Origin of the sequence: Trichocoleus sp. FACHB-6, from assembly GCF_014695815.1 — a bacterium.
Taxonomy (GTDB): Bacteria; Cyanobacteriota; Cyanobacteriia; order Cyanobacteriales; family FACHB-T130; genus Funiculus; species Funiculus sociatus.
In genome coordinates this window covers 37,133-48,634 of record NZ_JACJOY010000029.1, presented here as the reverse complement: position 1 = coordinate 48,634, position 11,502 = coordinate 37,133, and the positions used below count along the sequence as shown (strand labels likewise).

Here is an 11,502-nt window from a genome sequence, read left to right as displayed (position 1 = left end):
AAAACGAGGATATACTAATTTTCCCGTTCCATCTGTAGGTTGGGTGAGGTTCCAAGGGCCCAACCTACACAAGTTTTAGACTTTTAACTCTAACTAATTCAATTTTTTACAATTTATTGCTGAAACGGTATGATATAGGCGCACTCTACCTGCATCTGGGCGATACTTCGCCCACTATCAAGACCTGTAGGCTTTTAAAATATGAACTTAGTAATTTTCATACTTACTAGCTTTATTGTCATTTCCATAGCTTTTGGATTATGGATTTTCAAACGATTATCTAATTGGAAATTGCTAGATAGATGTGTTGCAGCTTTTACTCCAATATTATTCACCATACTTGGGGGCTTAATTCTCAACTCCATACTGTCACAGCCTTTTTGGGATTGGAATGCTAGCCGTCTCACCCCAAGCTTTGCAATAATTCACGGATACAAATTATATTATGAAGCCGACAATGGCCCTGTACTAAGTACGGTATATAATCCTTTAACAGCCTTTGCCTACTTACCTGCTACCCTCGCAAATTCTCCAACTTGGGCAGTTATTTCAGCAGTATTTATTAGTAGTTGTTTTTTCTTCTTGCCTATACTTTGGCTACATCTGGGCGAAAATATTAAAAATCCTAAAAGTTTAGTTTACTCGCTTTGCTGTTTTATTATTTTTTGTTTTTTTACCTTCGCATTGCCATCCTTGAGTTACTCAGCTTTTACAGTCCATGCAGATGCGCCTGCACTAGGTCTTAGCGCTGCGGCTTGTGCCGTTCTCTACTATCGCCAGCCCAAAAATAGTAATGTAAGTTTGCTGCTATCTTCTCTATTGGCAGTTTTAGCAGTTGGCACAAAACAGACTGTTGTCCCGCTTCCATTTGCCTTGGCAACTTATATTTTGCTTGTTGATGGTCGCCATAATTTCAAACTTTATGTTATTTATCTAGGTGTTTTTGGGGCATTGTTAGCAACAATATTCTTGGTTATTTTTCAACCAGAGCCTTTATTATTCAATATAATTACAATCCCTAAAAAATATCCTTGGAAAGAAAATATTATAGTTGCTATATCAAGATCGGGGTTTGGACTAATAAAGGAGTGGATATTACCTGGAGCTATAATATTATTCTTAACCTACAAACAAAAAATATTTCAAATAAACAATTTTAGTGATATTAAACGTTACTTAAGTGATAATCGCTGGTCAATGTTACTGATGGTCAGCTTATACATGATGCCGCTTTCGGTGCTAAATAGAGCTAAGTTAGGGGGAGATGTTAATGCTTATAGCCTTACAACTTACTTTCTCTGTGCTGCTAGTAGCTTGATGTTACTGAAGTCAGTTGTAGGTGCAGATACTAAAAAGTTGCAACAATTTTCAAAATTATTAGTTGCAGCACTATGCACAGCATTTATCTTCACTAAATCTTTTAGTATTAAAAATCTTGATTATCAATTTAGTAATTTATTAAATAATCCCCAAGAAGTAGCATATAATTATTCAAAAAAACACCCAGGAGAAGGTTATTTTCCCTGGAACCCATTATCAACTCTGATGGCAGAGGGGAAGCTTTATCATTTCGCGTTTGGATTGTTGGATAGAGAACGAGCTGGATTTAAAGTAAACGAGGAACATTTTCGGCGTTATATTCCTGCTCAAATTAAGTTAATAGCTTTTCCAAAAACCGCACAGGATAAAGATACGTTGAAGTATGTACCTGAATTTTCGCAGCAAATTATTGTTGACGAATTGCATGGATGGAATGTTTATACTAGAGAGCGATCGCTTGCCAATAAATGAATTAAAGTTCTCGCGCTAGCACCAGTGCGACCTGTAAACAGCCAAAGAATAGCACGACCAAAATCCCGGAGGATGTGCAACCAAGTTTCGGGGGGATTTTTGGTGGGAATAGAGACAGGGGTAAACGCAATACCTTGACTACCAAAAACGATGGTAGCGATCGCAATGGCGCGACGCATATGAAAATCGGAAGTAACCAGATAAACGTGTTGAATATTTCGACTTTTGAAGTCAGCAACTAAAGAGGTAAAGTTAGTTACAGTATCAACTGCACGGCGGTCGAGATTTATGCGCTCATCGGAAATTCCGGCTTCTCGAAAAATCTTGCTAGCTATATCTGGACGAGTGCCGGAACTCACCCAGATTTCCAGTGTAGGATGGTTTTGGGCAAATTGAGCAGTGAATTTTTCTCGATTTGGCCCGCCGCCGAGGGTAAAGATAGCTTGAGGTATGGGTGTTTGAGAGAAAGCGATCGCTATTCGCACCGGAATAATCCCAATTAGCAGTACGATGAAGGTAGAGATTGCTAAACACAAAAAACGGTATTTTTTGCGCTTGTGATGAAAAATATTCATCAATATACTCAAGATTTAGCCACTGGACACTTCTTTTTTTTGTAACTCATAAATTTTGGCATCGACTAGGAAGCGATACCAAAAACCTTGTAAAAAATGAAAGATCAAACCTTCCAAACCGTCTAGAAAACCTAAGCCAATAATGTAGCGCATTAGAAAGTAGAGGAAGGCACGCAAGAAAAGTGGCGATCGCGTGTAGAGGTTTTTCTTGATCCAGCGCCGCCCAATAGCTTGAGAATATTGACTGCTTTTTAACAAATCGTCTTCTTTTTCTGCTACCAAACTCACCATATCTTTCACTTCCCGATCTGCATAGCGGTTGTGCTTGTCTATCCAGAAGCTCAAGCCTTTTTTGTTTTCGTCAATGATATCGTGCTGAAATTTAGCAATTTTCCCCTGTTTAAGAACAATATGTTCATCCATCCACCGCTGTTCGCAAACGCCAAAATCTGTGCGCCAAATTCGCAGCAACCAAGTCGGATAATAACCGCCATGACGTATCCAGCGCCCCATGAAAAACACGCGGCGTTTTACTTGATATCCGGTTATTTTCTCATCTGTATAAGGTAAAATTTGTTTTAATTCTTCAACTAATTCTGGTGTTAGGCGCTCATCAGCATCAAGGCGCATAATCCAGGGAGTTTTGATGGGTAGATTCTGTAAAGCCCAGTTGATTTGAGCTGCATGATTCTCGAAAGGATGCTCGAAGACTTGACAACCTAATTGTTTAGCGATTTCCACTGTGCGATCGCTACTTCCAGAATCAACCACAAAAACTTCTGCACCCAGCTTTTCTAAACTAGCTAAACAATGTGGTAGATTTGCCTGTTCATTTTTCGTGAGAACAATTAACGAAAGCAACATTACCCTGGTTACTGAATTGGTAGATGAAAACAGAAAAAAATAGAATTTTATTATCTTTCCAGGCATTCTCCGGGCTTACGCTAGGGAACGAGAAACTGGAGAGAATTTAATTCATTTGTAAGCAACCAGATGAGAATAATCTAACCAAAATGTACGAGTAAACCCACATTCTTGAAGATAACGTTCAATTCTAGCGGGAGCTTCAGGCATTCCCCGCGATTCCAGCACAGAAAAATGAATTTCACAAACTACAGTTTTACAATCTGGATGCCGTAAAGTTTCATTTAATCCCGCTAAAACTTCCTCTTCTGCACCCTCCACATCTACTTTAATAGCTGTGGGTACATTAATTTGTTCTTGTTTGCGAAGTTCATCGCCAGGAATTACATCTACATCTACGGTTGTAGTTGTGCTAACTTCATTTTCAGGGATGACAAGACTATGGGTACCGGAACTGGCGTGCTGAGAAACGCTTAATTTTAGACGAGCGCGATCGCGTCCTAATGCTATCGGAAAAATTCGCACATTTGATAGATTATTAACAGTTACATTTTGCTGCAATCTATTGCCAGCTCTTTCCTCTGGTTCAAAGGCAAAAACTCTCCCACTTTCACCCACAGCTTTTGCTAAAAGTACGCTATACAAGCCGATATTAGCGCCTATATCCCAGTAAGAATCTCCACTGAGAACGCGGTTTAACAGGGTTTCGATAATGCGATAATCCTCCTGAAATGAGAGGACGCGAGAATATTCTATGATATCAGCAACCAGCAAATTTGCTGTATATTCTCCTACTTTAACTTCTACTTTTTCTGGCTGTTTTCTTTGATATTCAGCATTACGCAACTGGCTTTTGATAGTTCGCGGCAAAACGAGCAACTTTGTTAAACCTAGATGACGCAGCCAAGAACGAATTGGACTTAGATAAAGTATTTTCAAAACCCTAATCTCCCTACAACTGTAATCAATAATGAAGACGTTCGTGATAACTAGAGTCAATTTTTTCTCCTTTGACTCTGGCTTCATTTTCAGAACCAAACCGTCTTCCTTTGGAACTGCGATAAAAATCTAAATTTCGGTAAGCTGTGCAAGCAGAACAGGTGGGATTAAGATTGCCATCTTTTTCAAACTGGTCAATTAATTTCTGGCGTTGGTATCCTGTCCAAATTTCTCTTAAAGATTCATTCATAATGTTACCAATACTTAAATCTTCAATAGCATCCATCGCAGCGGCACAGTAGCAAGCCATCACCACGCCTTCAGGCAAAACTATAGGGCCGTCATACAGATTTTTGCACGGTTGTGTTTTTTTGTCGGCCGCAACTTGCCGCATTTTCATAGTGCCAAGCAAGTCGGATTCTTTGATTTTGCCGCCAAAATCGTAGAAAGACCAGGTAAAGTCAATTTCCGGTTTATACTTTAAGATAGGTTGAAAGTCGGGATCTTTCATTACTTCTACTAAAGGGCGATCGCTTCTGAGTCCGATGGTAATATCTAGTGGTATCCCTAGTCTTTCACGAGTCTCCAGCAAAGCTAGAACGTTGTCTCGCATTCGCTGATAACTATTATTACGATATACCCGTTGATACATTTCCTCTTGAAAGCCAGCGGTACTAATGAAAATCCCATTGATGCCGCTTCGCACTACTTCTTCTATGCCAAATCTATCTAGTAAAATTCCGTTGGTAATCAGGCGAATATCCCTAATTTTTGGCTCTTTTCTAAATGTATATACTCGGTTTAGGAAGTTGGGATCTAGTAGGGAATCTCCCACAATAGGCGTGAGGAAAATATCACCCCCTCCTAGATCAATATAATCCGCAAGTGCTTTATTAAAGACTTGCTCTGACATAATTGATTTAGCCCTTTCTTGGTACTGATACCCACAAAAAACGCATTTAGCATTACAGATATTTGTGAGTTCAAAGTTTAAGGATGGAGGGCGGGTGTCAAGCTGTGACAGAGTTTTTTCTAAATCATAAAAATGACCGATAAATTCATCAATTTTATAATTGATAATTTTTGATATTTTTCTTAAGTGAATTGGATTAAAGGGATTTATTTTCATAAATTTAGCTGTTATTTAGGTATAAGAATGTCAGTATAAATCTCAACCATTTTCGTAGCGATACGCTCCCAAGTATACTGCTCGGCAATCAATTTACGAGCGCGATCGCCCATTTCTTTAGCTTGTTGAGGGGAATTAAGGAAATCTTGCACAAACTGCGCGATCGCTTCCACATCCAGTTGTGCTACATAACCAAGTTGATACTGTTTTACTACAGAAGCGAGAGCAACGCCAGAGGTTGCGAGAACTGGCTTCCCCGCCGCCATTGCTTCTAAAACCGCAATGCCAAAGTTTTCTGAGTAGGAAGTCAGCGCAAATAAATCCGCGCCTTGCAGCAACAAGTCTTTCATTTCACCAGACACGAAGCCAGCGCGATAAGTGCGATCGCGAATTCCCGCCGAAACTAAAAGGGTATCAATTGTATCCTCGTACTCAGGAGAACCACTCCCCGCTACTACGAAAGTAAAGCGACGATTTGCCACTTTTCCCAATGCAGGAATTAGATAATCCAAACCTTTTTTCGGATGCAAGCGAGATAAAAATAAGATGACTGGTTCATCTTCCGGAACCTTCAGCAGTTGCCGCAATTTATAACCAGCTTCCGGTATTGGAGGAGGTGTAAATAAGCCATTTCGTAAAACAAAACTGGCTGACTTAAAATTTAGTTTAGAAGTTTCTTCTTGCTCTTGTTCAGATGTGAAGTGAACAGCTCGGCTACAGTTTAAATTAGCACGTTGAATTAATGTTATATAAATTTGTTTTTTGAACGTCCTTTGTTGTAAAGCCCATTCACCGAGTTGTCCCTGCGGCCGTATAATATAAGGAATGTTTTTTATTCGTGCGATCGCCATCGCTAACGTAGATACATAAGAAAACATTCCATAGACGTGTATAATATTGTACTCAGCTATATGTCGCCACAGCCAAGTTGTTAGTTGACTGGAAAAAACGAAGCCTCGCACTGAAGCAATGGGTGGCGAAAAGCGAGGAAAAAACCAAACAGGAACTTGCTCGTATTCTATACACTTCTGCAATGGGACATCCAGCAAATCGGAGCCATTGTCGTTAGTCGTAACAATCTCAGCCTTTACACCTTGCTCTTGTAAGGCTTTTGTCATTTCTAAAATTGCCCGACTTGCTCCACCATGCACGGGAGCAATTGAAGGTATAACGTGGAGAACTTTCACTGTGTTTTTTTCTGAGTTATGGAAAGTAAAAAGTAAAAGATAGCGCCTATAATTGTATACCGAATACCATTTGCCAAACTTGTAAATAATGGGAGATCGAGAAATAGAAACTGCGTAGCAATTGGTAAATAGATGACCAAGCCGAAGAAGAACAAATTATTCTTTTTGCCTTCCTCGGGAGAGCCATATATTGCTCCTAGTATAAAACCTATAGACAGAGCAAAAACTGCACAGGCAATTAATCCCCCATAATATCCAAAGTTATAGTACCATTCGGCAGCTTGACTGATGGCAATTCCTATGTGTGCATCTTCACCTGTCCTATCAAAAAATACAGTAGTAAAATGAACTACATTTCTAGTAAGTTCGTTTCTTTCAGGCCAAAGAAAGGAAGGAACTAAATTATAAAAACCAGCCATTACTGTTGCTCCTCCCGCTGGTTCTAGGTGATTCATCGCAATATCTATTGAGCGAGCAGCTGTGCGGAAACCATCTGTTCTTTTAGACAAAGAGGTAATCGACAAAGCCAAATAGTCTCCTATAGAAAAATAGTTGCTTTTAATAGTATCAACCATAGTTTTTCCCACAAAAGATAATGCATCAAAAAGATTTAGTGAACGTAGGTAACGCACATCCATATAGCGAACAATTAATGTTAAAGGTGCAAATACCAGAGCAGTTCCGGTCGTCAGCAAAATGATTTGAAAGAAAGATATTGCTTGGCTTATCCGTAAAACTAATAATAGGTTGAGGGTTACTAAAAGCAGTGATTGCTTGGATGATGATACAAAGGCAACTAAATACTGTTCGCTAAACATTAATACTGCTATGCTAAGACGAGCAAAGGTACGGTAACGAGGTGCGTAAGCTAGGATTAAGCAGTACATTTCGGCGACAAAAGTTATAAGAATCGCTGGATAATTAAGCAATGCCCACCAAGCTGGAATTTTATTAAATACACCTGTCTCAAAAATATAAGCCCCACTAAATACTTGAAAGGAACGAATAGGAATTACTAGTAATAGGTATAGAGAAAACAACCATTTAAAGTAAGAAGAAGAAATATTTAAAGGCCACCCTATCTTCCCCAAACTTTTTTGGCTGATTTTTACTCCTATATCAAACGCAACTAAAGTTACCAGGGTAAATAAAAATAGGTAAGTTGCAGTATATTTAGCTATTTCTGCATTTCTAACAAATATTAGAGTAAATTTTTTGTCTGGTCCATAACTTCCACTAGATGCAAATAAAATCGTAGGCAAGCCATAATAAACAAAAATGATTGCTCTATAAAGTAATTGGGGTTTAAAAATATCTATTGATTGCAGAGGAGAACGCAGAAAAGCCCAACTACAGAGAATACATATTCCCAGCCCATCGGCAAAAATTAACCAGCGATCGCCACTGGGAATAGAGCTAGGAAAGAAAACTATACAGAGCAGAGTTATTGCTACCAATACAAACGGCAATATCAATAGATGATATTTTTTTGCCTGCCGAGAAAGTAGAGGTGAGCGAGAGGATTGAAGTGGCATATAAAATCGCTTGAGTTTAAACTAAATTGCAACTAGCTTTATGGCAAACCAAGCACCAATAGGATTTGGCTGTTTCGTTCAATGCAAAATTATAGACTTCTGGTTGGCTTGAGCATCGCTTATTTACAAACTCTACCCCACACCTGTTGCTTTTCGTTTGAGCTAAAAATTGACCAGGTACCTAAACCGGCAATTGTCAACGATAGCAACAATGCCACTAACCAGCTAACCAAAATTGGTAAATTAAACTGTTCCACCTCATAAGTTGATCCAACACTAGCTAGACTCCACAAGCACAGCATACCAATTTGCTGCTTTAATGGTGCTTCGAGTTGTGACCACAGGGTAGTAACCATCACAATTAGTTGTAGGATACTACCTAAGAGCAAACCAAAAATAAAAGCCATGCCTTTCCACTGCGGTAGCAACCAAAATGTGAGGCTGATGAAGACGATTTTTTGGAGTAATGCTCCTACAGCGATCGCTCTCGTGTGACCGGCACTCAGGCTATAAAGATTAAAGCTTTCTACAACTACAGTCAGTGCTGCCCACCAACTCAAACCGATTACGAGCGGTAAAGCAGCTTCATAGGCACTACCAAACAACAGGTTAATTACGCTTGCACTCGTGACACTCAAGAACGTAACTAGCGACAAAGCAAGTATCCAGCTACTCCGCAAATGAATTGAACGCAACCGTTGAAAATCTTCTCCTTCACTGCTGTAGGCTTCCGAAAGAACGGAGATGGCAACAGGGGCGATCGCTCCCGGCAAAAAGCTCACGATTTGGCTCAGAGACTGTCCGATCCTGATCTGCCCCAGGGTTTCCAATCCCGCTACTCGCCCGACTTCCCCCATCATCGGCAGAAATACTAACCCAATTAAAGCGTTTCCAGCATAGAAGGGAATGCCAAATTGCATAATCTGATAACTTTCTTGCCAGAACCCCTCTAACCTCAGCAAAATATGATGTCGCTGGGTACTGCGGCGAAAGTAGACAAATGCGACTCCGGCTTGCAACAAAGATGCTACGATTAGCCCCAGAAATGCACCCGATAAACCATAGCACCATGCCAACAACGGTGACAACAGCAATCGCCCCAAACTGCCAGTAGATGTTGCTAGCGAATGGGCTTTAAAGTTGTGGAGACTCAACAGCCCAGTCATCGCTACACAACTAATTCCTTCTATAAACAGATTAACGGCAGCATAACTAAACCATGCTGCTGCCTCTGGATTCCCTAGCCAGTATGTTGCCAAAGGTTCGCGTCCTATCCAGACCCCTGTCGTTAAAGCTGCAAAACTCAGTCCAATCAAGGTGCTACCCACCCCAAGCAGACGTCCAGTCGCAACTGGATCGGTGCTGTAGAGGTGGGCTCCATTGCGGTGCATAGCGGCATCAATTCCCAAGCGTCCTAATATATTGCCGCTTTGGACTAGAGAGAACACCAAGCTGTAGATTCCTAGATGTTTAGGCCCCAGCAGTCGAGCTATCGGAACTAGCACCAGCACACCCGATAGGCGCATTACTATGCTGGCAACACTGAGGAGTAAACCTCCTTTGAGGAATTTAGTAACGCTTGACAAGAACCTTACCTATTTTGCAGCCAAGGCAGTAGAGTAAGCAGCAATCATTTTTTCACCGTAGTCATTCCAAGATAAAGAGTTTCGGGCTTGTTTTAAGGCATTATCACCCATATGCGATCGCCCAGCGGGATTTTCATAAAAAAACAAAATTTTCTCCTTGAGCGCTTCTACATCCCGAATCGGTATGCAAAAACCATCTACACCATCTCTAACTATATCCTCACCGCCTGTATTAGTCGTATGAATTACAGGCAAACCACAAGCCATCGCTTGAGCAATCACCATCCCAAATCCATCTTCAATTGAAGCCAAACAAAACACGGAGCATTGAGAGTAAAACCAGTGTAATTGACTTTGAGGATATTTGCCTTTGAGGATAATGCGCTCGTTCTCATACTTAGCTAAAATTGGCTTCATTTCTGGAGCCAACGAACCCACCAGCCACAACTCTGCATCTGGTAACTTCAATTCACAAAAAGCTTTCACCAAATACTGCACGCCTTTACGCAGTATAATCCCACCGCAGTGTATTACTCGAAATATCTTATCTAGCTTTGGCACTGGATAAAACTCTGTCAATGAAGTACCGTAAGGAACATAAATTAGCTTTTTTTCGGATATGCCTCGCTCTACAAATGTGCGCTTGGAAAATAAGCTAGGAACTGCAATCCGATCTGCCTCCGCGTATTCTTGTAACTCACGCTCGTACATCTCGGCATAGGGAAGATTAAAATTTAGTCCCCAGCGTTCATATTCTTCTTGCAGAATTTGCGTTTGGTACTGCCTGTGACTACTACCGTGATCGACTACAGTTAAGGCTCCTAATTCCTTCGCTTTGCGTAAAGAGTAAAGACACAAACTTGACCATCCTACAAATACATCAGAACCAGATGATATATAATCTTGGGCAGCTCTATCAAAGCGATCGCGGAATAAAAATGGCAGATTATTAGTACCCCTTAGCCAGATAGGTACTCGCCGCCAAGCCCGAATTAATACTTCTAGATGCCAGATAGAACGAATTAGCTCATGCTCAATACCATACCTGTTAATTATAAAAGTTGGATAGGTAGAAATTAGCGCCTTTAGACATTGCTTTTGCTGCAATTGCTGCGCCAAGTTAAATGCATGAAAACGCCCAAATACAGAGATAGTGACTTTCATTGCTTAAAGCCACAAAGTAATATTTGAGGAGCAAAAAGCAATGGCGATACTGCTGAACCATAGCTTGCTCGTGTAGGTATAGCAAAAACATTTGAACAGGCTGTTTCTACCTGTCTTAAATTATCAAAAACACTATAGGAATAGTAGACTCCATCTCCTTCTGAATAATTCCATCTTTTTCCTCCATTTGCTACCCACCGAAACAGCCACCAAAGTCCTGTTTTATACAGTATTAACTTGAGTAAGCGAGACAACAAACTACCTTGTCCAAAACGATTGCTATCGCTGATAAAAATCCCTTTACGCGCTACCCGTAACATTTCCGCCACAACACAATCTGGCTCGGCGACGTGGTGTAGCATAGCAAACTCTGTCACGATATCAAATGAGTTATCAGCAAATGGTAGTTTATAGCTGCTACAACAAACTAAATCTTCCGGCGGTATACAATGTTTATCAGTAGCCACTTGCAATAAATCAGCAGAAACATCATTACCCATCACTTTCGCTTGTGGAAAATAAGATTTCAGATAAACAACATTTCTCCCTGTACCACAGCCAGTATCCAAAACGCTAGTTACTTCTAATTCAGAGCAAAACGAGCTAATAAACTTGCAGGCAATAAGATGTTCATCTTCCTCTTGGAAGTGTATTTTCTCATAATCAGAAGCAATATTTTGATAGTATTGCCTTTGTAATTCCTGAGCATCCATAATAATAATCTTTGTATAT

Annotated in this window: 10 protein-coding genes; 1 reads left to right on the top strand and 9 read right to left on the bottom strand. The window is 40.3% G+C overall.

All coding sequences use genetic code 11. The features are described 5' to 3' along the window. Window positions 1–201: 201 nt before the first annotated feature. Window positions 202–1,791, top strand: a complete 1,590-nt coding sequence (locus H6F66_RS06290) for a hypothetical protein (protein WP_190419346.1) — start codon at window positions 202–204, stop codon at window positions 1,789–1,791. Here H6F66_RS06290 and H6F66_RS06285 read toward each other — a convergent pair. The 9 genes from H6F66_RS06285 to H6F66_RS06245 all read right to left on the bottom strand — a co-directional run bounded on the left by H6F66_RS06285 (window position 1,758) and on the right by H6F66_RS06245 (window position 11,483). Continuing rightward, window positions 1,758–2,366: a YdcF family protein gene (locus H6F66_RS06285; RefSeq protein ID WP_190419344.1), complete on the bottom strand. Its 609-nt coding sequence runs from the start codon at window positions 2,364–2,366 to the stop codon at window positions 1,758–1,760. The genes H6F66_RS06290 and H6F66_RS06285 overlap by 34 nt on opposite strands. A gap of 15 nt (window positions 2,367–2,381) precedes the next feature. Continuing rightward, a complete protein-coding gene (locus tag H6F66_RS06280) occupies window positions 2,382–3,230 on the bottom strand; it encodes a glycosyltransferase family 2 protein (RefSeq protein WP_190419341.1) in 849 nt (282 codons plus the stop codon). A 111-nt stretch (window positions 3,231–3,341) separates the two neighbouring features. Next, window positions 3,342–4,229 carry an FkbM family methyltransferase gene (locus H6F66_RS06275; protein WP_206755771.1) on the bottom strand — a complete coding sequence of 296 codons (888 nt, stop codon included), beginning with the start codon at window positions 4,227–4,229 and terminating at the stop codon, window positions 3,342–3,344. Then, on the bottom strand, window positions 4,195–5,298 hold the full coding sequence (locus tag H6F66_RS06270; RefSeq protein ID WP_190419337.1) for a radical SAM protein: 1,104 nt from the start codon (window positions 5,296–5,298) through the stop codon (window positions 4,195–4,197). Before H6F66_RS06270 ends, H6F66_RS06275 begins: the two co-directional genes overlap by 35 nt. An 11-nt stretch (window positions 5,299–5,309) precedes the next feature. Then, the gene (locus H6F66_RS29220) at window positions 5,310–6,485 is read right to left on the bottom strand and encodes a glycosyltransferase (RefSeq protein WP_190419335.1); all 1,176 of its coding nucleotides are present in this window, start codon (window positions 6,483–6,485) and stop codon (window positions 5,310–5,312) included. Further along, the gene (locus tag H6F66_RS06260; protein WP_190419333.1) at window positions 6,482–8,020 is read right to left on the bottom strand and encodes a hypothetical protein; all 1,539 of its coding nucleotides are present in this window, start codon (window positions 8,018–8,020) and stop codon (window positions 6,482–6,484) included. Before H6F66_RS06260 ends, H6F66_RS29220 begins: the two co-directional genes overlap by 4 nt. A gap of 119 nt (window positions 8,021–8,139) precedes the next feature. Continuing rightward, a complete protein-coding gene (locus H6F66_RS06255) occupies window positions 8,140–9,606 on the bottom strand; it encodes an oligosaccharide flippase family protein (protein WP_190419331.1) in 1,467 nt (488 codons plus the stop codon). 9 nt (window positions 9,607–9,615) lie between these two features. Beyond that, on the bottom strand, window positions 9,616–10,770 hold the full coding sequence (locus H6F66_RS06250; protein WP_190419329.1) for a glycosyltransferase family 4 protein: 1,155 nt from the start codon (window positions 10,768–10,770) through the stop codon (window positions 9,616–9,618). Next, entirely contained in the window at window positions 10,767–11,483 is a 717-nt protein-coding gene (locus H6F66_RS06245; protein WP_190419327.1) for a class I SAM-dependent methyltransferase, read from the bottom strand. Before H6F66_RS06245 ends, H6F66_RS06250 begins: the two co-directional genes overlap by 4 nt. Window positions 11,484–11,502: the final 19 nt, after the last annotated feature.

Excerpts from the sequence above, each read along its gene's own strand:
- H6F66_RS06290 (WP_190419346.1), top strand. The coding sequence starts at position 202 with ATGAACTTAGTAATTTTCATACTTACTAGCTTTATTGTCATTTCCATA.
- H6F66_RS06285 (WP_190419344.1), bottom strand. The coding sequence starts at position 2,366 with ATGAATATTTTTCATCACAAGCGCAAAAAATACCGTTTTTTGTGTTTA.
- H6F66_RS06280 (WP_190419341.1), bottom strand. The coding sequence starts at position 3,230 with ATGTTGCTTTCGTTAATTGTTCTCACGAAAAATGAACAGGCAAATCTA.
- H6F66_RS06270 (WP_190419337.1), bottom strand. The coding sequence starts at position 5,298 with ATGAAAATAAATCCCTTTAATCCAATTCACTTAAGAAAAATATCAAAA.
- H6F66_RS06260 (WP_190419333.1), bottom strand. The coding sequence starts at position 8,020 with ATGCCACTTCAATCCTCTCGCTCACCTCTACTTTCTCGGCAGGCAAAA.
- H6F66_RS06250 (WP_190419329.1), bottom strand. The coding sequence starts at position 10,770 with ATGAAAGTCACTATCTCTGTATTTGGGCGTTTTCATGCATTTAACTTG.
- H6F66_RS06245 (WP_190419327.1), bottom strand. The coding sequence starts at position 11,483 with ATGGATGCTCAGGAATTACAAAGGCAATACTATCAAAATATTGCTTCT.